General features: G+C 70.0%; 27 protein-coding genes. 19 read left to right on the plus strand and 8 right to left on the minus strand.

Annotated features, from left to right (window positions below; translation table 11 throughout):
- Window positions 1–118 precede the first annotated feature (118 nt).
- Window positions 119–250, plus strand: a complete 132-nt coding sequence (locus VEA98_RS04500) for a hypothetical protein (RefSeq protein WP_324811283.1) — start codon at window positions 119–121, stop codon at window positions 248–250.
- Window positions 251–280: 30 nt separating this feature from the next.
- On the opposite strand, the gene VEA98_RS04505 is transcribed toward VEA98_RS04500, so the two are convergent.
- The 3 genes from VEA98_RS04505 to VEA98_RS04515 all read right to left on the minus strand — a co-directional run bounded on the left by VEA98_RS04505 (window position 281) and on the right by VEA98_RS04515 (window position 1,578).
- Window positions 281–661 carry a hypothetical protein gene (locus VEA98_RS04505; protein ID WP_324811284.1) on the minus strand — a complete coding sequence of 127 codons (381 nt, stop codon included), beginning with the start codon at window positions 659–661 and terminating at the stop codon, window positions 281–283.
- A gap of 175 nt (window positions 662–836) precedes the next feature.
- Complete coding sequence (locus VEA98_RS04510; RefSeq protein WP_324811285.1) at window positions 837–1,214, minus strand: four helix bundle protein; 378 nt, start codon at window positions 1,212–1,214, stop codon at window positions 837–839.
- Window positions 1,204–1,578: a DUF1491 family protein gene (locus VEA98_RS04515; RefSeq protein ID WP_324811286.1), complete on the minus strand. Its 375-nt coding sequence runs from the start codon at window positions 1,576–1,578 to the stop codon at window positions 1,204–1,206. Before VEA98_RS04515 ends, VEA98_RS04510 begins: the two co-directional genes overlap by 11 nt.
- Window positions 1,579–1,634: 56 nt before the next feature.
- Between VEA98_RS04515 and VEA98_RS04520 the strand changes: the two genes are divergently transcribed.
- The 9 genes from VEA98_RS04520 (at window position 1,635) to VEA98_RS04560 (ending at window position 11,336) form a co-directional block, all read left to right on the plus strand.
- Window positions 1,635–2,495 carry a hypothetical protein gene (locus tag VEA98_RS04520; protein WP_324811287.1) on the plus strand — a complete coding sequence of 287 codons (861 nt, stop codon included), beginning with the start codon at window positions 1,635–1,637 and terminating at the stop codon, window positions 2,493–2,495.
- 94 nt (window positions 2,496–2,589) lie between these two features.
- A complete protein-coding gene (gene fliF, locus VEA98_RS04525; protein WP_324811288.1) occupies window positions 2,590–4,242 on the plus strand; it encodes a flagellar basal-body MS-ring/collar protein FliF in 1,653 nt (550 codons plus the stop codon).
- A complete protein-coding gene (fliG, locus tag VEA98_RS04530) occupies window positions 4,242–5,279 on the plus strand; it encodes a flagellar motor switch protein FliG (RefSeq protein WP_324811289.1) in 1,038 nt (345 codons plus the stop codon). Before fliF ends, fliG begins: the two co-directional genes overlap by 1 nt.
- 1 nt (window position 5,280) lies before the next feature.
- Entirely contained in the window at window positions 5,281–5,949 is a 669-nt protein-coding gene (locus VEA98_RS04535) for a flagellar assembly protein FlbE (RefSeq protein ID WP_324811290.1), read from the plus strand.
- Window positions 5,949–6,281 carry a flagellar motor switch protein FliN gene (gene fliN / locus VEA98_RS04540; RefSeq protein ID WP_324811291.1) on the plus strand — a complete coding sequence of 111 codons (333 nt, stop codon included), beginning with the start codon at window positions 5,949–5,951 and terminating at the stop codon, window positions 6,279–6,281. The genes VEA98_RS04535 and fliN overlap by 1 nt, the downstream gene beginning before the upstream one ends.
- A 35-nt stretch (window positions 6,282–6,316) precedes the next feature.
- Window positions 6,317–7,711, plus strand: coding sequence for a sigma-54 dependent transcriptional regulator (locus tag VEA98_RS04545; RefSeq protein ID WP_324811292.1), 1,395 nt, complete (start codon window positions 6,317–6,319; stop codon window positions 7,709–7,711).
- 2 nt (window positions 7,712–7,713) lie between these two features.
- The gene (bla, locus tag VEA98_RS04550) at window positions 7,714–8,619 is read left to right on the plus strand and encodes a class A beta-lactamase (RefSeq protein WP_324811293.1); all 906 of its coding nucleotides are present in this window, start codon (window positions 7,714–7,716) and stop codon (window positions 8,617–8,619) included.
- Window positions 8,616–10,730, plus strand: coding sequence for a flagellar biosynthesis protein FlhA (gene flhA / locus VEA98_RS04555; protein ID WP_324811294.1), 2,115 nt, complete (start codon window positions 8,616–8,618; stop codon window positions 10,728–10,730). The genes bla and flhA overlap by 4 nt, the downstream gene beginning before the upstream one ends.
- A 51-nt stretch (window positions 10,731–10,781) precedes the next feature.
- Window positions 10,782–11,336 carry an SRPBCC domain-containing protein gene (locus tag VEA98_RS04560; protein WP_324811295.1) on the plus strand — a complete coding sequence of 185 codons (555 nt, stop codon included), beginning with the start codon at window positions 10,782–10,784 and terminating at the stop codon, window positions 11,334–11,336.
- Window position 11,337: 1 nt separating this feature from the next.
- Here the strand turns inward: VEA98_RS04560 and VEA98_RS04565 are convergent, their stop codons facing one another.
- Entirely contained in the window at window positions 11,338–12,048 is a 711-nt protein-coding gene (locus VEA98_RS04565) for a hypothetical protein (RefSeq protein ID WP_324811296.1), read from the minus strand.
- 187 nt (window positions 12,049–12,235) lie between these two features.
- Between VEA98_RS04565 and VEA98_RS04570 the strand changes: the two genes are divergently transcribed.
- From VEA98_RS04570 to VEA98_RS04580, 3 genes are all read left to right on the plus strand, one after another.
- Window positions 12,236–13,549 carry a sensor histidine kinase gene (locus VEA98_RS04570; protein WP_324811297.1) on the plus strand — a complete coding sequence of 438 codons (1,314 nt, stop codon included), beginning with the start codon at window positions 12,236–12,238 and terminating at the stop codon, window positions 13,547–13,549.
- Window positions 13,550–13,558: 9 nt separating this feature from the next.
- Window positions 13,559–13,999 carry an NUDIX domain-containing protein gene (locus VEA98_RS04575; protein WP_324811298.1) on the plus strand — a complete coding sequence of 147 codons (441 nt, stop codon included), beginning with the start codon at window positions 13,559–13,561 and terminating at the stop codon, window positions 13,997–13,999.
- Between the two features lie 95 nt (window positions 14,000–14,094).
- Window positions 14,095–14,280 carry a CsbD family protein gene (locus VEA98_RS04580; RefSeq protein WP_324811299.1) on the plus strand — a complete coding sequence of 62 codons (186 nt, stop codon included), beginning with the start codon at window positions 14,095–14,097 and terminating at the stop codon, window positions 14,278–14,280.
- Window positions 14,281–14,294: 14 nt separating this feature from the next.
- On the opposite strand, the gene VEA98_RS04585 is transcribed toward VEA98_RS04580, so the two are convergent.
- The gene (locus VEA98_RS04585) at window positions 14,295–14,801 is read right to left on the minus strand and encodes a hypothetical protein (protein ID WP_324811300.1); all 507 of its coding nucleotides are present in this window, start codon (window positions 14,799–14,801) and stop codon (window positions 14,295–14,297) included.
- Window positions 14,802–14,836: 35 nt separating this feature from the next.
- Window positions 14,837–16,015, minus strand: a complete 1,179-nt coding sequence (locus VEA98_RS04590) for a VWA domain-containing protein (protein ID WP_324811301.1) — start codon at window positions 16,013–16,015, stop codon at window positions 14,837–14,839.
- A 113-nt stretch (window positions 16,016–16,128) separates the two neighbouring features.
- Here VEA98_RS04590 and VEA98_RS04595 point away from each other — a divergent pair, with 113 nt between their 5' ends.
- Window positions 16,129–17,202, plus strand: coding sequence for an aspartyl/asparaginyl beta-hydroxylase domain-containing protein (locus tag VEA98_RS04595; protein WP_324811302.1), 1,074 nt, complete (start codon window positions 16,129–16,131; stop codon window positions 17,200–17,202).
- 3 nt (window positions 17,203–17,205) lie between these two features.
- Here the strand turns inward: VEA98_RS04595 and VEA98_RS04600 are convergent, their stop codons facing one another.
- On the minus strand, window positions 17,206–17,931 hold the full coding sequence (locus VEA98_RS04600) for a DUF72 domain-containing protein (protein WP_324811303.1): 726 nt from the start codon (window positions 17,929–17,931) through the stop codon (window positions 17,206–17,208).
- A 34-nt stretch (window positions 17,932–17,965) separates the two neighbouring features.
- Entirely contained in the window at window positions 17,966–18,493 is a 528-nt protein-coding gene (locus tag VEA98_RS04605; RefSeq protein WP_324811304.1) for a GNAT family N-acetyltransferase, read from the minus strand.
- Window positions 18,494–18,556: 63 nt separating this feature from the next.
- Here VEA98_RS04605 and VEA98_RS04610 point away from each other — a divergent pair, with 63 nt between their 5' ends.
- The 5 genes from VEA98_RS04610 to VEA98_RS04630 are packed head-to-tail and all read left to right on the plus strand — an operon-like array spanning window position 18,557 to window position 21,723.
- Window positions 18,557–19,477 carry a histone deacetylase family protein gene (locus VEA98_RS04610; RefSeq protein ID WP_324811305.1) on the plus strand — a complete coding sequence of 307 codons (921 nt, stop codon included), beginning with the start codon at window positions 18,557–18,559 and terminating at the stop codon, window positions 19,475–19,477.
- Between the two features lie 36 nt (window positions 19,478–19,513).
- Window positions 19,514–20,170 (plus strand): histidine phosphatase family protein, encoded by a 657-nt coding sequence (locus VEA98_RS04615; protein WP_324811306.1) that lies wholly within the window; start codon window positions 19,514–19,516, stop codon window positions 20,168–20,170.
- 34 nt (window positions 20,171–20,204) lie between these two features.
- Complete coding sequence (locus VEA98_RS04620; RefSeq protein WP_324811307.1) at window positions 20,205–20,453, plus strand: exodeoxyribonuclease VII small subunit; 249 nt, start codon at window positions 20,205–20,207, stop codon at window positions 20,451–20,453.
- Complete coding sequence (locus tag VEA98_RS04625) at window positions 20,453–20,818, plus strand: tRNA-binding protein (RefSeq protein WP_324811308.1); 366 nt, start codon at window positions 20,453–20,455, stop codon at window positions 20,816–20,818. Before VEA98_RS04620 ends, VEA98_RS04625 begins: the two co-directional genes overlap by 1 nt.
- Window positions 20,815–21,723 (plus strand): farnesyl diphosphate synthase, encoded by a 909-nt coding sequence (locus tag VEA98_RS04630; protein ID WP_324811466.1) that lies wholly within the window; start codon window positions 20,815–20,817, stop codon window positions 21,721–21,723. Before VEA98_RS04625 ends, VEA98_RS04630 begins: the two co-directional genes overlap by 4 nt.
- Window positions 21,724–21,758: the final 35 nt, after the last annotated feature.

Genomic DNA, 21,758 nt, shown 5'->3' on the forward strand with positions numbered 1-21,758 from the left:
CGAAAGTCACCCGCCGGCGAATACCCCTAGGCAGCCAGGGGTATCGGAGTCATCGTCCGTCCAGGCGAGACGACCGGTCACGCAATCGGCCGCCGCCTTTGGAAACGAAGGAACGGCCATGGCTCACGACCAGCCCGTCAACCCGCGACCCGAGGGCGGCCCGCACCCGGCCGTCAGCCTGATCGCCGGCTTCGGCGTCATCATTCTCGGCGCCATCGTCGTGCACGTGGTCTTCAACGTCCTGGTCTGACCGAACCCCGCGGGGCCGCCGCCGCCCGCGTCAGGCCGCCAGCCGCATCCACACGGCCTTGTCGGCCGCGACGGCGTCGAGCTTGCCCTTGGAGGCGCGGGTCTTCAGCTGGCGCATCACCGCATCGGGCAGGGCGCAGAACTGCGGCTCGACCAGATCAGGGTCGCACCCGGCCGCCGGCGCCGCGAACAGGGCGGCGTTGATCTCCGGCGAGCGGTCGTGGATCAGCCAGGCCAGACGGCGCGCCCGCTCCGGATCGTTGTGGTGCAGCAGCGGGTCCTCGGCGAACAGCTCGCAGCCCAGCGTCAGCACATAGTCGAAGCCCAGCCTTTCGAAACGGCGCGCGTCGCCGGGCGTGACCGGGCAGGTCTCGTCCAGGTCGAACACGACATCGTTCAGAAGAAAGAGCATTCGGCTCACCCACCATCACATCGGGCTCATTTCGACCCGTTAGACATGACCATAGGGGGCCTGGCTTGCAGTTCCGTTCCCGAACGTCGTTAAGGATTTCGCACCGGCGGCGGGGGCGGAAACAGGTGGTTAGGAAAGGGGTGAGGGTCGAGGGTCGAGGGGCGAGTAAGAAGGGCTACGACGACGACGCTGGTGGGCCGTCCAGCTTCTGTTTCAGGCGAGTCAGCATCCGGCTCAATTCATCAGCCATCAGCAGGGGAGGCTGTATCGTTTCGGAAGAGAGATGGCCGACTCTGACGGCGAGCAACAGGAAGGTTTCGGTTTCAGCGAGCGATCCACGCGCGATGCTGACAAAGCGCGAGTAGTCCTTTCGAGTCCCCCGCTGATACCCCTCAGCGATATTGGCAGGAACCGACGCGGCGGCCCGTTGCATCTGGCTCGTCATCCCATACAGCTCGGCCTTCGGCATGAACGGCGCCAAGCCATAGACGAGCGCCGCGAGGTCCATGCCCTTCGTCCACACTTGAAGGTCGATGTAGCCCCTATTCGCCATCTTCTTCGCCCCTCGCCCCTCGCCCCCCGCCCCTCGACCCTTCCACCTTCTCGGTGATGAAATGCCGGCCCTCGCGGTCCTCGATCTCGATGATCCAGAGGTCGGGATCGTAGCCAATCTGCCGTTCGAGATACTGATCCAGCTCGCCTTCAAACTCGCTTTGAACGGGCTGCATCCACAACCGCTCGCCGTCGGGCCCGAAAGCCTCACTATAGAGTCTGGCGCGGCGGTTCGTCGTGTCGAAGGCCTTGACGATCACCGTGCCGGCGCGCGCGTCGCCCTTGCGCGCCACCGTGGCGAAGGCCCCGGCCAGTTCGGCGCGGCGGATCAGGGCGGACACCCACAGGTCGGTGGAAAGAAGCAATTCGCTAACCCTGCTCGGAAACCGGACCGGAACGCGTCGTGCGTAGGGTGCGGCGCATGACGATAGGGCAGAACGCCAGCGCCGCCAAAGCCGTCCTCCTCGCCGCCGCCGTGCTGGCGACGCCGGCGCAGGCGTGGGCGGGCGTCGCCGACACCTATTACGAGCGCGCCTTCGTGGTCGCCGCCGACGCGCGCTGCGACCTGTTCGATCCGCACGTGGACGCCGCCCTGGCCGCGGCCACGGCCCAGGCCCGGGGCGCCGCCCTGCGTTCGGGCGCGGCAGAGACCGATCTCAACGCCGTGGCCGCCCGCGCCCGCTCACGCGCCGGAGCCGTGTCGTGCCGAGATCCCCAGCTGGCCACCGTCCGCGCCCGTGTCGACGGCGCCTTTTCCGGCTGGGCCCGCACGCCGCGCATGACCTTCGCCGGCGAGCGCCAGCCCTGGCTCGCCGACCGCACCAAATGGACCCAGCCCGGCTGGAGGCTGAAACAGGCGACCACCGTCGGCGCCTCGCCAGTCGCCTTCGGCTACGGCGGGGAGCCGGACGCCGAGGGACTGACGGCCGTGGTCTCCTTCGTCGGCCGTTCGCGTCCGAACGCCGTGAGGCTGGTCTTCCGCGATATCGCCAAGGCCCCGCGCGCATGGGTCTCCGGCGGCGGCCTGGTTCCCGCGGCGTCGCGCGCCAGCGTCTGGGCCACCGGAGTCTCGGCGGCCGATCCCGCCCTGCTGGCCGAGGGCCGGCGAAGCGGCGACGCCTGGCGCTTCCCGGCCTCCGCCGCCGACCGGCTGGCGCGTCTCGACCCGCGCGAGACCTTTCTGGTCGAGTTCCATTTCCGCGACGGCAGCGTGGCCACGGCCCGCTTCGAGGCGGGCGATTTCGCCGCCGGCCGGGCCTTCATGGCGATGGGCGGGCTGTAAGAGCGAACGTCCTTAACGCCTCGTTTACCACGCAGGCGGCAGTTTCTGCCTAGCGGGCGTCGGTATGCACCCGTGAGTATTCGGGGCGGAACGCGTGGGCGGCTTCACGGCGGCGTTGCAGAGATTCGGGATCGGTCGGCTGACCGTGGTGCTGGGCGTCGCCGCCGGCGTCGCGGCCGTGCTGGTCGCCGTCATGCTGCGCATCGGCCAGCCGCCCGACGCCCTGCTGTATTCCAACCTCGACCTGCGCGAAGCCTCGGAGATCACCACGGCGCTGGACGGGGCCGGCATCAAATACTCGTCCAAGGGCGACGGCTCGACCATCTTCGTCAGCCGCGACCAGGTCGGCGAGGCGCGCCTGCTGGTCGCCGGCAAGGGGCTCGTGACCTCGGGCAGCGTCGGCTACGAAATCTTCGACAACCAGTCCGTGCTGGGCCAGACCGAGTTCCAGCAGAATCTCAACGAGAAGCGCGCCCTCGAAGGCGAGCTGGCCCGCACCATCATGAGCATGCGCGGCATCACCTCGGCCCGGGTGATGATCGCCCTGCCGTCGCGGCAGCTGTTCCAGACCGCCGCGGCCGACCCGACCGCCGCGGTCGTCGTGGGTGTCACCGGCGGGACCCTGACCGGCGCCCAGGTCCAGGCCATCCGCAACGTGGTCGCCTCGTCGGTGCCCAACCTGAAGCCCGAGAAGGTCACCCTGACCGACACGGCCAACCGCACCCTGGCCGCCGGAACCGACGACGCCGGCTTCAGCGCCGCCTCGGCCGAGGAGGCCAAGTCGTCGACCGAGGCCCAGCTGCAGGCCCGCATCAAGGACATCGTCGAGGGCGTCGTCGGCGTCGGCGCGGCCCGCGTCCAGGTCACCGCCGACATCGACCACAGCCGCTCCACCACCCAGGAACAGCGCTTCGACCCGGACGGCCAGGTGGTGCGCTCGACCTCGACCAACGGCTCGGAAAGCGCCGACACCACCGGGGTCAACGACGGCGGCGCCACGGCGACCAACAACATCCCGGGCGGCGCCGAGCCCGCCAGCACGCCGATCGGCTCGCGCGACACCCAGAACACCGAGACCACCAACTACGAGATCTCCAACACCACCACGACCACGGTGAAAGAGGCCGGCGAGGTCAAGAAGCTGGCCGTCTCCGTCGCCGTCGACGGCCGCTGGACCCCCGCCGCCAATGGCCGGGGCGAGCCGACCTACGCCCCGCGCAGCGCCGAGGAGATCGCCCAGATCCGGGCCCTGGTCGCCGCCGCCGTCGGCATCGACGAGGCCCGGGGCGACAAGATCGAGGTCCAGAACGTCCGCTTCGCCCGCGACCCCGCCGCGCCCGGCGGCGTCGAGGCCGGATCGTCGCTGTTCGACTTCACCAAGAACGACCTGATGCGCGGCGTCGAGCTGCTGGTGCTGCTGATCACGGGCGTGCTGCTGATCTTCTTCGTGCTGCGCCCGCTGCTGAAGACCGCCACCGGCGGCGGCGCGGGCCAGCCCCAGCTGGCGGGCGCCGGCGGCGTGCCCGTGACCTCGCTGCAGACCACGATCATGAACGGCGCGGGCGGCGGCATGCAGATGGCCCAGCTCGCCGGCCCCGCCGGTCCGTCCGAGATGGAGCAGCGGCTCGACATCGCCCGCATCGAGGGCCAGGTGAAGGCCTCTTCCGTCAAGAAGGTCGCCGACTTCGTCGAGAAGCATCCTGACGAGTCGACCTCCATCCTGCGCAGCTGGGTGCACGAAGGCTGATGGCGGCCCGGCTCGTCTCCAAGAAACCGGCGGTCGAGGACGTCAGGAAGCTGACCGGCCCGGAGAAGGCGGCCGTCATCCTGCTGTCGCTGGGCGAGGACCACACCCGCCTGTGGCAGAGCCTCGACGAGGACGAGATCAAGGAAATCTCGCAGGCCATGGCCTCGCTCGGCACGGTCTCGGCCGCTGTGGTCGAGGAGCTGATGGTCGAGTTCGTCTCGGGCATGAGCGGCTCGGGCGCGGTGATGGGCAGCTACGAGCAGACCCAGCGCCTGCTGGCCTCGTTCATGCCGGGCGAGCGCGTCGACGCCCTGATGGAGGAAATCCGCGGTCCCGCCGGCCGCACCATGTGGGACAAGCTCGGCAATGTGAACGAGGCGGTCCTCGCCAACTATCTGAAGAACGAATACCCGCAGACCGTCGCGGTGGTCCTGTCCAAGATCAAGCCGGACCACGCCGCCCGGGTGCTGACCAGCTTGCCCGAGGACTTCGCCCTCGAATGCGTCCAGCGCATGCTGCGCATGGAGCCGGTGCAGCGCGAGATCCTCGACAAGATCGAGCAGACCCTGCGGACCGAATTCATGTCCAACCTGGCCCGCACCTCGAAGCGTGACAGCCACGAGATGATGGCCGACATCTTCAACAGCTTCGACCGCCAGACCGAGGCCCGCTTCATCGGCGCGCTGGAGGAACGCAACCGCGAGGCGGCGGAACGCATCCGCGCCTTGATGTTCGTCTTCGAAGACCTCGCCAAGCTCGACCCCGGCGGCATCCAGACCCTGCTGCGGGCGGTCGAGAAGGACTCCCTCGCCCTCGCCCTGAAGGGCGCCTCGGAATCCCTGCGCGAGCTGTTCTTCTCCAACATGTCCGAGCGCGCCTCGAAGATCATGCGCGAGGACATGGAGTCGATGGGCCCCGTCCGCCTCAAGGACGTCGACCAGGCGCAGATGGCCATGGTCCAGGTCGCCAAGGATCTCGCCGCCAAGGGCGAGATCATGCTGGTCGGCCAGGGCGCCGACGACGAGCTGATCTACTGACATGACCGCCCAGCCCCTCAGCACCCCGTTCTCCTTCGACACCGAGTTCGACGCCTCGGGCGTGGTCGTTCAGGCTTCCGCCTTCCGTCCGGCCAAGCGGACCTATGCGCCGACGGAGGTCGAGGCCCTCGTCGCCCGGGCCCGCGCCGAGGCGCGCGACGCCGCCCTGGCCGAGAGCGCGAGCGTCCAGGCCATGGCCCTGTCGACCATCGCCCAGACCCTCGCGGCGGCCGTTCCGTCCCTGGCCCAGGTGGCGCAGGCGCACCGCGAACAATCCGCCGACCTGGCTCTCGCCGCCGCCCGGCTGGTCGCCGCCGCCGCGCTTGACCGTTTCCCCGCCGGACCGCTGCAGGCCGCGCTGGAGGCGCTCGCCCAGGAGATCGACGCCTCGCCGCGGCTGGTCATCCGGACCGGCCAGCTCGACGACGCCAGCCGCGCCCGCGTCGAACAGCAGTGCGCTGACGCCGGCTTCTCGGGCGTGGTCGCCTTCCGCGAGGAGCCGGGCCTGCCCGCGGCGTCGTTCCAGCTGGAATGGGCCGACGGCCGCGCGCAGTTCGACGCCGAGGCCGCCTTCGTCCGCATCGGCGAGGCCCTGCAGTCGGCCCTCGCCGCCGAGGCCGGACACTCCGAATCTCTCACCCCCGCTGCTTCACTGGAAGGGAGGCCGTAATGGCGTCCGACACCATGGCCCTGGAGGAGTTCGCCGACTCCACCGCGATCACCGTCAACGACGACGCGACCGACAAGTCGGCCAGCGACCTGGCCCCGGTCTTCGACGTGCCGGTCAACATCTCGGCGGTGCTGGGCAAGGCGCACATGTCCGTGGCCCAGCTGCTCAAGCTGAACCGCGGCTCGGTGCTCGAGCTGGACCGCAAGGTCGGCGAGGCCATCGACATCTTCGTCAACAACCGGCTGGTCGCCCGCGGCGAGGTGGTCGTCGTCGAGGACCGGCTGGGCGTGACCATGACGGAAATCATCAAGACCGAGGACAGCGGCGCCTGATCGGCGACGCGCGTAGAGATTAGAGGAGAAGACCCATGCGGCTTCTGGTGGTTGGCAGGCTCAGCGGACAGCTGGCGACGGCGGTGAAGATGGCCATGGCGCATGGCGCCAAGGTGCAGCACGTCGAGCGAGGCGACCAGGCGACGGAACAGCTCCGGCGCGGGCAGGGGGCCGACCTGCTGATGGTCGACTACCGCGTCGACATCGCCGCGCTGATCGCGGCCAACGAGGCCGAGCGCATCCATGTGCCGGTGGTCGCCTGCGGGGTCGACGCCGACGCCACGGACGCCGCCAACGCCATCCGCGCGGGCGCCAAGGAGTTTATCCCCCTGCCGCCCGAGGCCGACCTGATCGCCGCCGTGCTGTCGGCCGTCGCCGACGACGAGCGCCCGCTGATCTCGGCCGATCCGTCGATGAAGGCCGTGATCCAGCTGGCCGACCAGGTGGCCCGCTCGGAAGCCTCGATCCTGATCACCGGCGAAAGCGGCGTCGGCAAGGAAGTCATGGCCCGCTACCTGCACGCCGGATCGAAGCGGGCCGAGCGGCCCTTCATCAGCGTCAACTGCGCCGCAATCCCCGACAACCTGCTGGAATCCGAGCTGTTCGGCCACGAGAAGGGGGCCTTCACCGGCGCCATGGCCCGCCGCATCGGCAAGTTCGAGGAGGCCGACGGCGGCACCCTGCTGCTGGACGAAATCTCCGAGATGGACGTCCGCCTGCAGGCCAAGCTGCTGCGCGCCCTGCAGGAGCGGGTCATCGACCGCGTCGGCGGGACCAAGCCGGTGCCGGTCAACATCCGCATCATCGCCACCTCGAACCGCGATCTGGCCAAGTCGGTGGCCGAGGGGACGTTCCGCGAAGACCTGCTGTACCGCCTCAACGTCGTGAACCTGCGCCTGCCGGCCCTGCGCGAGCGGCCGGGCGACATCGCCGTGCTGGCCGATCACTTCGTCAAGAAATACGCCGCCGCCAACGGCGTGCCGGTGCGCCCGATCTCCGCCGACGCGAAGCGCGCCCTGGTCTCGCACCGCTGGAACGGCAACGTCCGCGAGTTGGAGAACGCCATGCACCGCGCCGTGCTGCTGGCGGTCGGGCCCGAGATCGACGTCGAGGCCATCCGTCTGCCGGACGGTCAGCCGCTGGCGATGGGCAGCCACGGCGCGGCGCCGGACGCGGGCGTGGCGGGCCGCGCCGCCCATGTCGCCGACGCCGTCACCCGCGCCCACGTCGGCCAGACGGTGGCGCAGATGGAGAAGACCCTGATCCTCGACACCCTGTCGCACTGCCTCGGCAACCGCACCCACGCGGCCAACATCCTCGGCATCTCGATCCGCACCCTGCGCAACAAGCTGAACGAATACGCCGACGAGGGGACCAGCATCCCGGCTCCGCAGTCCGGCATCGCCGCCTCCGGCTACGCGGCCGCCTGACCATGAGTCTCCGAACGGACCGCAGAAGCGTCCTGACCGGCCTTGGGGCGCTGGCGATGGCCGGCTGCGCCCGCGCCGAACCGGAGGCGGCGCAGGAGGCCGCCGCAGCTCCGGAGGCTTTCGACCTGTCGCCGCTCGAGCGCGACAACGGCGGCCGTCTCGGCTTCGTCGCGCACGACACCGGCTCCGGCCGTCGCCTGGCCTGGCGCGGAGAGGAGCGGTTCGTCTACTGCTCGACCTTCAAGATGTATCTGGCCGCCGCCACCTTCCTGCGCGTGCAGGCAGGAGAGGAGCGGCTCGACCGCCAGATTCCGGTGACCGCCGAAGACATGGTCAATCACGCACCCCTGACCGAACCAGCGATCGGCCGGTCGCTCAGCGTCGAGGCCCTGATGAAGGGCGCCGTCGAGGTCAGCGACAATCCCGCCGCCAACCTTCTACTCAAAGCCCTTGGCGGGCTGGAGGCGATGCGGGCCTTCTACCGCTCGCTCGGTGACGACAGCACGACCGTCGACCGCTTCGAGCCGACCATGAACCGTCTCGACGGCGACAAGGACACCATCACCCCCCTGCGGTCGGCGGCCAACATCAACCGGCTTCTGATCGACGCCGACACGCCGTTGTCGGCGGCGAACAAGGCCCTGCTGCTGCGCTGGATGACCGACACGCCGACGGGGCAGGCTCGGCTCAAGGCAGGCGTCCCGGCCGGCTGGACCGTGGCGCACAAGACCGGCACCGGCGGTTACGGCCCTACCAACGACATCGGCGTCCTCTATCCGCCGGTCGGCGCGCCGGTGATCGTGGCCGCCTACTATCACGCGGCGGCCAGCGGCCCCGCCGCGCGCCATGAGGCCGTCATCGCCGACGCTGCCCGTATGGCGCTCGCCGCGCTCGGCCACGCCGCATGACCGACGCCGCCGCCACGATGATGAAGGACGGCATGGCCCGCCCCAGCGGCCGCGACATCCTCGGCTGGGTCGCGCGCGGCGAGGTGGCCATGGCCATCGGGGTCATCGGCGTCATCCTGCTGCTGATCCTGCCGGTGCCGAAATTCCTGCTGGATCTGTTGCTGGCCCTGTCGCTGGTCTCGTCCGTGCTGATCCTGATGACCGCGGTGATGATGAAGAAGCCGCTGGACTTCGCCATCTTCCCGACGGTGCTGCTGGTCACCACCCTGTTCCGGCTCGGCCTGAACCTGGCCTCGACCCGGCTGGTGCTGACCCACGGCCACGAGGGCCACGGCGCGGCGGGTCAGGTGATCCAGTCGTTCGGCGCCCTGATGATGGGCGGCAGCTTCATCATCGGCATCATCATCTTCGCCATCATCCTGGTGGTGAATTTCGTGGTCATCACCAAGGGCTCGACCCGCATCGCGGAGGTTTCGGCCCGCTTCACCCTGGACTCCATGCCGGGCAAGCAGATGGCCATCGACGCCGACCTGTCGTCCGGCCTGATCACCGAGGAGCAGGCCAAGCTGCGCCGCAAGGAGCTGGAGCAGGAATCGACCTTCTTCGGGGCCATGGACGGCGCCTCCAAATTCGTCCGCGGCGACGCCGTCGCGGGCCTGATCATCGTCTTCATCAACGCCATCGGCGGCATCCTGATCGGCGTCATCCAGCATCAGCTGCCGATCTCCGAGGCCGCCGACACCTATGTCGCCCTGACCATCGGCGACGGCCTGGTGACCCAGGTTCCGGCCATCATCATCTCCATCGCCGCCGGCTTCCTGGTGTCCAAGGCGGGCGTCGAGGGCACCGCCGACAAGGCCCTGGTCGCCCAGCTGGCCACCAACCCGGTCAGCCTCGGCGTCGTCTCCGGCGCGGCCGGCCTGATCGGCCTGATCCCCGGCATGCCGCTGATCCCGTTCGCGGCCCTGGCCATCGGGACCGGCTTCATGGCCTGGCGGCTGGGCCGGCAGCGGCTCAAGCCCAAGCCGACGGAGGCCGAGCTCAGCACCGCGGCGGCCAGCCCCAAGGAGGATGTCGAGGAACCCATCGGCACCGCCCTGACCATCGACGAGGTCAAGATCGAGCTGGGCTACTCCCTGCTGTCGCTGATCAACGATCTGGAGGGCCGCCGCCTGACCGACCAGGTCCGCGCCCTGCGCCGTTCGCTGGCCCAGGAGTACGGCTTCGTCATGCCGTCGGTCCGCATCCTCGACAACATGCGCCTCGGCACCCAGGGCTACGCCATCCGCATCAAGGAGATGGAGGCCGGGCAAGGCGAGGTTCGTCTCGGCTCGCTGATGGCCATGGACCCCGCCGGCCGCCAGGTCGAACTGCCCGGCGAGCACACCAAGGAGCCCGCCTTCGGCCTGCCCGCCACCTGGATCGACGAGAGCCTGCGCGAGGAGGCGACCTTCCGCGGCTACACCATCGTCGACCCCTCGACGGTGCTGACCACCCACCTGACCGAAATCCTCAAGGAGAACATGGCCGAGCTGCTCTCCTACGCCGAGGTGCAGAAACTGCTGAAGGAGCTGGGCCCGGAAGAGAAGAAGCTGGTCGACGAGCTGATCCCGTCGGTGGTCACCGTCACCACCCTGCAGCGCGTGCTCCAGTCGCTGCTGCGCGAAAAGGTCTCGATCCGCGATCTCGGGGCCATCCTTGAGGGCCTCGCCGAGGCGGCTCCGCATACCTCGTCGGTCACCAGCCTGGTGGAGCACGTCCGCGCCCGCCTCGCCCGTCAGCTGTGCTGGCAGCACAAGGGCGACGACGGCGCCCTGCCGATCGTCACCCTGTCGCCCGACTGGGAGCAGGCTTTCGCCGAGGCGCTGGTCGGGCAGGGCGAGGACAAGCAGCTGGCCATGGCCCCGTCGCGCCTGCAGGACTTCATTCGCGCCGTTCGCGACGTCTTCGAGCGCGCCGCCATGGCCGGCGAGACCGCCGTCCTGCTGACCGGCCCGCAGGTCCGCCCCTACGTCCGCTCGATCATCGAACGCTTCCGCGGCCAGACCGTGGTCATGAGCCAGAACGAGGTCCACCCGAAGGCGCGGCTGAGGACGATCGGAACGGTCTAGGGAACGGCGCGGCCCGGGCTATAAGGGTCGTTCCAGATCAGGGAGGTTCCCATGCGCCTGCTGCTCCTTGTCGCCGCGATGACGGCGCTGTCGGGTTCCCCCGCGACGGCCCAGACCGCCGGCGGCCTCGTCGACAGCTCCAGCGTCGAGGCGAACGGCCACCGCATCATCCAGCTGTCGGTCGAGATTCCCGCCCCGCCCTCGGAGGTGTGGACCGCCCTGACCACCGCGGAGGGCTGGCGGCGCCTCGGGGTCGGCTTCGCCGAGGTCGACTTCCGCACCGGCGGGGTGATCGAGACCGCCTATGCGCCGGACGCGACGGCCGGCGCTCCCGGCAATATCCAGAACCAGATCGTCGCCTATGTGCCCGGCCGCATGCTGGCCATCCGCAATGTGAAGGCGCCGCCCGGTTTTCCGCACGCGGCCGAGTTCGGGCAGACGGCCACCGTCATGGAGCTCGATCCGGTCGGCGAGGACCGCACCCGCGTGACGCTGACGGCGACCGGCTTCGGGCCGGGCCCGGCCTTCGACACGCTCTACGGCTTCTTCCACCAGGGCAACGGCCAGACCCTGGAATTGCTGCGCGACAGCTTCGCCGGCGAGTGACCTAGTCCGCTTCCGTCCAACCGCCCGCCGAGGCGTTGCGCGCCACATCGTTGGCCGGGCGGGCGATCAGGCCGGACTGGGTGATCCACACCTCGTAGCGGGCCCCGTCGGCCATCGGCATATAGGCGCCGCCGCCATACAGGGTGTCGACCGCGTCGACGTACTGGCGGTATTTCCGCGCCGTGTCCCAGGCGCTGACCTTCCACGGCATCCAGGTCGGCCCGGCGTCCCCGCCGGCCAGCGGGTGCACGCTGCGCGCCCCGTTGATCTCCTGCTCGATGGACTGGTAGCGGCCCGACAGCCGGTCCAGACGGTACTGGGTGTCGAGCCCCAGCACATTGGCCCACGGCTTCCACTTCAGCACCTGGGCCTCGATCCGCCATTCGTCGCCGTGCAGCGGATACAGGTTGCTGACCGCCGGGGCGTTCTCGCCGCGATCGGGTTGCATCACCGTGGCCTCGAAATACTGCGGGCCCAGCTGGCGCGTCTCGATCGTCGCCACCGGCCGCTCATAGGTCAGGCGTGAATAGGTCTGCACGTCCAGCCCGAGCAGGGCCGCGACCATGGCCGCGGCGATGAAGCCGGCCCCGCTCACGCCGCCCAGCAGGCCGCCGAAGACCCGCCCCCTGAACAGGGCGCCCAGGCCCCGGAACAGCAGCACCAGCCCGATAAGTCCGACCAGCGCCGGTGCGATCCACCACCACCAAACCATGTCGTCACTCCCGCCCCATCCGATGATCTTTACCCTAAATGCGCGGAACTGTGACGGTTTCCCTTCGCGCGCGACTGGACAGGCCAAAACGCGCCGCTAATGCTCGCGCCCGATGTTTTCGGCTGTCCGCCCATCCTTGCCCGCCCTGCTCCGGTTTGCACGCACGCCTGGCATCGGGCGAACGATCGTGGCCCTGCTGGCCGGCGCCATCCTGCTGCTGCTGGCCGTCAACATCGCCACCTTCGTGATGATCCAGCGCACGGCGGCCTTCAACGATCAGGTCGAGCGCTCGCAGCAGGTCCGCCGCGCCGCCCATCTGGTGCTGCTGTCGCTGCTCGACGCCGAGACCGGCCAGAGAGGGTTCCTGCTGTCGGGCGACGCGGAATTCCTCACGCCCTACAGCCGCGCCGAGATCACCGTGGCCGAACAGATGCAGGAGCTGGAGCAGCTGACGGCCGGCGATCCCCAGCTGGAGCCTCACGTCACGGTCCTGCTGGAAGCGGCGCGCGACAAGCTGGCCGAACTGGAACGCACCATCGCCCTGTCGCGGACCGGCCGGACCGGCGAGGCCCTGCGGCTGAACCGATCCGGCCAGGGCGCGGCCAGGATGGACGCCATCCGGTCGAGTACGAGCGCCATCGACGAGATCGAGAACGAACGTCTCGACGCGAGGACCCGTCAGTCCGAACACGGCCTGCGGCTGACCATGGCGGCCAACGCCCTGGCGGGGCTGCTGGTGCTGGTGCTGGCCGGCATCATGATCTGGCTGGTCCGGCGCTACATTGGCGAGATCCAGGCCGCGCGCGACACGCTTGACCGCATGAACGCCGGGCTCGAAACCCAGGTCCGCGACCGCACCGCCGAACTGACCCGGGCCCGCGACCGGGCCGAGGCCATGCTGCGCGAGGTCAATCACCGCGTCGGCAACTCCCTGCAGCTGGTCTCCAGCTTCATGTCGCTGCAGCTGCGCCATCTCGCCGACGAGGGCGCCCGCGCCGCCCTGAAGGAATCGCAGGCGCGGATCGAAGCCGTGGCCCACGTCCACCGCCGCCTCTACACCTCGGACGACATGTCCTCTGTGGCCATGGACGAATACCTTGAGGGGCTGATCGCCGAACTCGGCAAGTCGCTGGCGCCCGGGGCGGGCTCCCCCACGCTGCTCCTGAAGGCCGCGCCGCTGGATGTCTCGACCGACCAGGCCGTGTCCATCGGGGTGATCGTCACCGAACTGGTCACCAACGCCGTCAAATACGCCTACGAACCCGGCAAGGGCGGCGAGATCCGCATCCTCCTGGAGCCCGACGCGCCGAACGGCCGCGCCGTGCTGACGGTCGAGGACGACGGTCCGGGCCTGGGCAGCGGCAAGCCGCGCGGCACCGGCCTTGGCGGCCGGATCGTGACGGCCATGGCCTCAGGCCTGCGCACCCGGGTGGAATACGACGCCGCCCATTCCGGCGTGCGCGCCCGTCTCGCCTTCGACCTCCAGCCGGCGGCGCGCTAGACTCCCGCCATGCTCCAGTTCGGCGACCGCGACCCTTCCCTCGACTATCCCGCCCGGCCCACGGCCTTCGGCCTGGTCTTCCACGACGGCAAGCTGGCCTGCGTGCGCGTCGACCGCGGCGAGGCCAGCTATTACGACCTGCCGGGCGGCGCCATCGACGGCGACGAGACCGAGCCGCAGGCGCTGGTCCGCGAATTCGTCGAGGAGACGGGCATGGCCGTCCGGCCCTTCGTCCGTCTCGCGGAGGCCGCCCAGTATTTTCGCAGGTCGGACGGCGCGCCGGTCAACAACATCGCCGGCTTCTGGATCGCGGAGCAGCTGTCGCTCGACCCGTCCGCCAAGGTCGAGGCCGATCACGAACTGGTCTGGCTGCATCCCCACACGGCCCTCAACGAACTCCGCCACGACGCCCATGCCTGGGCGGTCGCGGTGTGGTTGCGGCGCAGGTAGGACGCCGCCCCAAGCGGCGCCGTACGGAACATCCGGCGCAGCTCGACCGCTCCCCTGACCCTCGCCGCGGAAGCGGCCAAGCCAGGAGATCCAGAATGGCCGATCACGATCGTGTCGAAGGCGCCGCCCGCAACATGGGCGGCAAGGCCAAGGAAGCGGCCGGGAACATCACCGGCGACGAGAAGCTGAAGGCCGAGGGCAAGGCCGACCAGGTGTCCGGCAAGGTCCAGAACGCCGTCGGCGGGATCAAGGACACCCTGCGCGACGACAAGCGCCACTAGCGGCCGGCGCTGGTCTAGTCGTCGTCGCCGCCGAGGCGGAAGGTCAAGCCTTCCTCCGGGGGCTTGCGGCCGTCGGCGGGGCGGCACTCCTCGGTCCAGACCACGCCGCCCTCCGGCTGGACGCGGGGGCGCGACTCGCAGGTGCGCTCGACCAGCGGCGACGTCGCCGGCCCCGACCGGCTCGGCGCGCCGCACTGCAGGGCGTAGCGATCGCCAGCCGCTTCCTGGCGACAGGTATCGACCGCGCCCGCCGGGGCCAGTCCGGCCGGGAGGGCGTCGCCCAGATTGGCGGCCAGGGCGGTTCGCACCCGCGCCTGGCAGGTCTCCAGGCTTTCGCTGGCGGCGCGCAGCAGCGGGCTGCATTCCGAACGTTCGTAGCCGTAGGGATCGGTTCTGGCCCAGTCGGGGATCGGCGGCGCATAGGCCGGCGTGGCGGCCGGCTCGGGCGGCTCGGCGGTCTGCCACACCACCTGGCCGGACGCGGCCTGCTGCAGGACGACGGCGGCGACGAGGGCGAGCATGGCGGACCTCCCGGATGTGACAGGGGCAGACTAGCCTATTTGGCGAGCGCCCGCATCGCCTTCTCCAGTCCCGCCAGCGTCAGCGGATACATCCGCTCGTCGACCAGTTCGCGGATCATTCCCACCGAGGCGGAATAGCTCCAGTAGCGCTCCTGCGACGGGTTCAACCAGGCGACCTTGTCCCACTGCTGCGTGGCCCGCTTCATCCAGACCGCGCCGGCCTCCTCGTTCCAGTGCTCGACCGAGCCGCCGGGCATGGTCACCTCATAGGGGCTCATGGTGGCGTCGCCGACGAAGATGGCCCGCCAGTCGGCCGGGTATTTGTGCAGCAGCTCCCAGGTCGGAATCTTCTCGCTGTGCCGGCGCCGGTTGTCCTTCCAGACGCCCTCGTAGAGGCAGTTGTGGAAGTAGAAGAATTCCAAGTGTTTGAACTCGGTCTTCGCGGCCGAGAACAGCTCCTCGCACATCTTTACGTGGGCATCCATCGAGCCGCCGATGTCGAGGAACAGCAGCACCTTGATGGTGTTGCGGCGCTCGGGCCGCATGTGGATGTCCAGCCAACCCTGCCGCGCCGTGCCGTCGATGGTGGCGTCCATGTCCAACTCGTCCGGCGCGCCCTGCCGCGCGAACCGCCGCAGCCGGCGCAGGGCCACCTTGATGTTGCGCGTGCCCAGTTCGACCTGGTCGTCCAGGTTCCGGTACTCGCGCTTCTCCCACACCTTGACCGCGCGGCCCTGCCGGCCCGGCCCGCCGATGCGCACGCCCTCGGGATTGTAGCCGCCGTGGCCGAACGGGCTGGTCCCGCCGGTGCCGATCCATTTGCTGCCGCCCTCGTGCCGGCCCTTCTGCTCCTCGAGCCGCTGCTTCAGCGTCTCCATCAGCTTGTCGAACCCGCCCAGCGCCTCGATCTGCGCCTTTTCCTCGTCGGTCAGGTATTTCTCGGTCAGCAGCCGCAGCCAGTCCTCGGGAATGTCGGTGGTCAGGTCCTCGCCCGCGCCGACGGTCTCGACGCCTGCGAACACCTTGTCGAACACCTGGTCGAAGCGGTCGTAGTGCTTTTCGTCCTTGACCAGCACCGCCCGCGACAGGTGGTAGAAGTCATCGACCCGCCGCCCGGCCACGTCCCTGTCCATGGCCTCCATAAGGTGGAGCCATTCCTTCATCGACACGGGCACTTTCGCGTCGCGCAGGGCGGTGAAGAAGGGGAGGAGCATGTCCGGCGAGGGTTCCTTTGGGCCTCGGCGAGCATAGCGCGCGAGCCGCCCGCGGGAAACGCGCGCCTCGTTCCGCTTGAAGCGCGCGGCGCCCGCCGTCTAGGAAGCGGACCATGGACAGTTCTCGCAGCACCCCCGACGCTCTCGTCCGCGAGGCCGTCGCCGCCTACCGGTCCGGTGACGCGAACGCGGCGCACGCGGCCCTCGACCGGGCGCTCGCCCTGGCCCCGAAGGACCTGCGCGCCCTGCTGGCCAAGGCCGACCTCCTCGCCGCCCAGAACCTCCAGCGCGAGGCCAACGTCTATTATGGCGCCGTTCTCCAGGTCGGCGGCGGCGCGACGGGCCTGGCGCCGGACCTCGCCGACGGGGTCGCGAGGGCCCGAGCGTTTCGCGACCGGGTGGTCTCCGGCGCCGGCGCGCGGCTGCGCGAGAGCCTCGACAAGGCGGGCTATGTCGAGGGTCGGTCGGACCCGCGCTTCACCCACGCCCTCGACCTTCTGACCGGCCGTCGCACGCTGTACCAGCCGCAGCCGCACGGCTTCTATTACCCCGAGCTGCCGGCCCATCAGTTCTACCCCCGCTCCATGTTCTCCTGGCTGGACAAGGTCGAGGCGGCGGTCGACGCCATGACCGAGGAGCTGACGGACCTGCTGTACGAGGACGCCGGTTTCGCCCCCTATCTGCGCACCGCGCCGGGCCTGCCGAACCGGCCCGACTATCCGTTGGTCGACAGCATGGACTGGAGCACCTGCTTTCTCTGGAAGGACGGCAAGGAGACTCCGAACGCCGCGCGCTGCCCGCGAACGATGGAGGCTCTGGCCGATGTCCCGTTGTGCCGGGTCGAGGGACGGTCGCCCTACATCATGTTCTCCCAGCTCAAGGCGGGCGCCCACATCAAGCCGCACACCGGCGGGGTCAACACCCGGCTGATCTGCCACGTTCCCCTGATCGTCCCGCCCGGCTGCGAGTTCCGCGTCGGCAATGACGTCCGCCAGTGGGAGCGGGGCAAGGCCTGGGTCTTCGACGACACCATCGAGCACGAGGCCCGCAACACCAGCGACCAGACCCGGGTCGTCCTGATCTTCGACATCTGGCGGCCGGAGCTGAGCGAGGAGGAGCGGGGCCTGGTCAAGACCCTGCTGGAGACCCTTGACGCCTTCTCGCCCAACCGCACCGCCTGGGAATGAGGCTCAGCCCGTCCCGAGCAGGGCCGTCAACTGTTCCGCGTCGGCCGGCGCCGCGCTTTTGATGTCGTTGTCGAAATAGACGAACACCTCGCGGTCCCTGCGCCACTCGCGGATCGCCTCCGCCCACTCTCGCAGCGCCGCCTCGCCGTAGCGGCCGTGGTAATGGCCGCCGGGTCCATGGCCTCTCAGATAGACGAAGTTCGCGGTCGTCTCCCATGGGGCGGGGGCGTGGTGATGGTCTGACACGCACAGCGCCACATTGCGCCGGCGCAGCATCTCCAGCACCTCATCGGCGTACCAGCCGGGGTGGCGGAACTCGACGCTGTAGCGACAGCCGGCGGGGAGGGCGTCGAGGAATCCCTGCAGCCGCTCGTCATTGCGGTGCAGGTTGGGCGGCAGTTGGAACAGGATCGGCCCCAGCTTCGCCCCCAGACCCTTCGCCCGCTCGAACATATAGGCCAGCGGCTCGACCGGGTCCTTCAGCTTCTTGTTGTGGGTCAGGAAGCGCGAGGCCTTCCAGGCGAACAGGAAATCGTCGGGCGTCTGCTGCCGCCACCCCGCCACCGCCTGCTCCGTGGGCATGCGGTAGAAGCTGGCGTTGATCTCCAGCGTCCGGAACCGGCGCGAGATATATTCCAGCCGTCCGGCCGCCTTGACCTCGTCCGGATAGAACGGCCCGTTCCAGTCCTTGTAGGCCCAGCCGGAGGTGCCGATCCGAACGTCGCGCATGGGCGGCCAACCGCCGGCTTCGTCCGCGGTTCCGTCAGCCGCGCCGCAGGATGAACTCGTCGTCCAGCCACCGCCCGACCGGATACTGGTATTCGCCGGCCTTCTCGAAGCCGTAGGCGGCATACAGCTTCTGCGCCTTCAGGTTGCCGCTCCAGACGCCGATCCACAGCGGTCCGTCGCCGTTCGCCTCCATCCACTCCAGCGCCGCCGCCAGCAGCTTCGTGCCCAGACCGAACCCCTGCGCCGCCTTCGACACATACAGCCGCCGCAGCTCGGCGTGGCTGGCCCGCGCGTCCGGATGGGGCAGGGTGTTCGGCCCTGCGTTGGCGAAGGCCAGCAGTTCGCCGCCCCGCTCCGCCACCCACCAGGCGGCGCCCGGCTCCTTCAGCTTGGTCCGGAGCGTCTCGGGGCTGAAGCTGGCGTCGAGGAAGGCGGCCAGGTCGTCGGCCGGGTAGGGGATGCCGAACCCGGCCACGAAGGTGTCGACAAAGGTCTGCCGTCCCAGCTCGCCCAGGGCGGCGGCGTCGGCGTCAACGGCGGGGCGGATCAGGGGCTCGGGCATGACCGGCGCCTACAGCCTCGATCCGGGCGCGACAAGTGCGGCGCGGGCGCATAATCTCGCCCGGTGAGCGTCACCCTCTTCACCCATCCGGACATGATCGGGCACCGGCCCGGCGCCGGCCATCCCGAGCGGCCGGAACGGCTGCGGGCCGTGCTCGACGCCCTCGACGACGCGGGCCTGTCGCGCAACCGCCGCTCCGCGACCGAAGCCTCGATCGCCGACCTGGAGCGGCTGCATCCGGTCGCCTACGTCGCCAATCTGCTCAACGCCTCGCCCGCCGAGGGGCTGAATGCGATCGACGCCGACACCCTCCTGTCGCCCGGCAGCGTCCGCGCCGCCCGCCTCGCCGCCGGAGCGGCGGTCGACGCCGTCCGGGCCGTGGCCCGCGGCGAGGCCGACCGCGCCTTCGCCGCCGTCCGCCCGCCCGGGCACCACGCCGAGCCAAACCGCGCCATGGGCTTCTGCCTGTTCTCGAACGTCGCCATCGCCGCCCGGGTGGCGCAATCGGAAGGCCTGGCCCGCGTCGCCGTGATCGACTTCGACGTTCACCACGGCAACGGCACCCAGGCGGCCTTCGAGAGCGACGGCAGCCTGTTCCTCGGCTCCATCCACCAGTCGCCCCTCTATCCCGGCAGCGGCGCCGCGTCCGAGACCGGCGTCGGCAATATCGTCAATGCGCCCATGCCGCCGCATGCGGCCCGGGAGGCGTGGCGGGCCGCCTTCGCCGGCGCGCTGATGCCCGCGCTGGAAGCCTTCGGCCCGGACCTGATCCTGATCTCGGCCGGCTTCGACGCCCACCGCCGCGATCCGCTGGCCCACCAGAGCCTTGAGGCCGAGGATTTCGCCTGGGCCACCCGCGCCGTGGCCGAGGTCGCGCGATCGTGCTGTTCGGGCAAGGTTGTTTCCTCGCTCGAGGGCGGTTACGACCTAGAAGGGCTCGGTCGTTCGGCGGCCGCCCATGTCCAGGCTTTGGGGGAGGACTAGGGGCCGGAACGCGAAACGCTTTCCCGCCCGCCGCTTATGTCAGCTCCCGCCCGAGAACCCACCGCAGACCACCCCGCGCCGGCGCCCGTTCCGCGCCCGGCCGCCCTGGTCGCCGTCCGCCCCGGGGCCATCATCCTCGCCCGGCACGGCGAGCCGGCCCTGTCGCGCAAATGCCTGCTCACCGCCGACCAGTACCGCGACTGGTGGGCCCAGTACGAGGTCGGCGGCCTGCGCGCCGGCCAGACGCCGCCGCCCGAGCTGCTCGTCACCGCCGAGGGGGCCGGGGCCATCTACGCCTCGACACGGCCGCGCGCCCAGGAGACCGCCGCCGCCATCGCCGCCGGCCGCGAGGTCATGTCCGACGCCCTGTTCATCGAGGCGCCCCTGCCGCCGCCGCGCTTCCCTTCCTGGTTCAAGCTGCCGCCGAAATACTGGGGCGCGGTGGCCCGCATCTGGTGGCATGCTTTCAACCATCACGACGGCCAGGAGACCCGCGCCCAGGCCGAGGTCCGCGCCGAACAGGCGGCCCAGGCGCTGATCGCCCGCGCCGAGTCGGGCCAGGACGTGCTGGTCCTCGCCCACGGCTATTTCAATCACATGGTCGGCAAGCGGCTGAAGGCCGACGGCTGGAAGCTCGTCGAGAACCAGGGCTTCAAATACTGGTCCCAGCGCCGCTACGAACGGCGTACTTGAGGCGGGCCGCGCCCCCCTCTAGGGTCGCCCGCAAATGACCGACGCCAACGCCCTTCCCGCCGAGCTCAGCTTCGAGGACGCCCTGCAGCGCCTCGAGCAGATCGTCTCCCGCCTCGAGTCCGGCCAGGCCCCGCTCGAGGAATCGATCGCCCTCTACGAGGAGGGTGCGCGCCTCAAGGCCCACTGCGAGGACCGGCTCAAGGCCGCCCAGCTGCGGGTCGAGAAGATCGTCGTCGGCGCCGACGGCCAGGCGAAGGGCGTCGAACCGGCCGGGTTCGACTGATGTCCGGCCCCGCCCACGAGGGCGCCGCGCCGACCATCAGCTTCGACGACTTCCTCAGGGTCGACATCCGGGTCGGCCAGGTGATCTCGGCCGACCCGTTCCCGCAGGCCCGCAAGCCGGCCTTCAGGCTGGCCATCGACTTCGGTCCCGACATCGGCGTGAAGAAGTCCTCGGCCCAGATCACCGTCCACTACACGCCGGACCAGCTGGTCGGGCGCAAGGTCGCCGCCGTGGTCAACTTCCCGCCGCGCCAGATCGGCCCGTTCATGTCCGAGGTCCTGACCCTCGGCTTCCCCGACGCGGCGGGCGAGGTGGTGCTGGTCGGCGTTGACCGCGACGTGCCCGTGGGCGGGAGGCTGTTCTGAACGTTCTCGCCGCCAACTCGCCCGAGCAGAACGTCATCGACCGCGTCGCCGAGACCGCCGACCTCGTCACCGTCGCCCTCGACGAGCTGCTGCCCCGCGCCGACGGTCCCGAATCGCGCCTGACCGAGGCCATGCGCTACGCGGCGCTCGGCCCCGGCAAGCGGTTGCGCCCCTTCTTCGCCCTGGAGGCGGCCAATCTGTTCGACATCGAGGAGCGGCCGGTGCTGCGCGCCGCCTGCGCCCTCGAATGCGTCCACGCCTACAGCCTGGTCCACGACGACCTGCCCTGTATGGACGACGACGACATGCGCCGCGGCCGCCCGACGGTGCACCGCGCCTATGACGAGGCCACCGCCGTCCTCGCCGGCGACGCCCTGCAGACCGCCGCCTTCGACATCCTGCTGCACCCCGACACCCACGAGAACCCGGCCGTGCGCTGCGAACTCGCCGCCCGCCTGTCGCTGGCCTCCGGCGCGCGCGGCATGGCCGGCGGCCAGATGATCGACCTGCTCGGGGTCCGCGATGATCTCGGCGGCGTCGCCCGCATGCAGCGGCTCAAGACCGGGGCCCTGTTCACCTACGCCTTCGAGATCCCGCTGATCATCGCCGACGCCCGCGAGGTCCACCGCCAGGCCCTGATCAGCTTCGCCCACGACATCGGCCTGGCCTACCAGATCGTCGACGACCTGCTCGACGTCGAGGGCGACGAGGACATCCTCGGCAAGGCGGCCCGCAAGGACCACGCCCAGGGCAAGACCAATTTCGTCACCCTGCTGGGCATCGAGGCGGCGCGGCACAGGGTCGCGCACCTCGCCGACCAGGCCCGCGCCCACCTCGACCCGTTCGGCGCCGACGCCGATATCCTCAAGGCCAGCGTGGACTACGTGCTAGAACGCCGCTCCTGAATCGCCACCCGGTCTGCACCGCTTCTGAACCGCTT

The organism is Brevundimonas sp. (genome assembly GCF_035627055.1).
In the GTDB taxonomy this organism is placed as follows: domain Bacteria; phylum Pseudomonadota; class Alphaproteobacteria; order Caulobacterales; family Caulobacteraceae; genus Brevundimonas.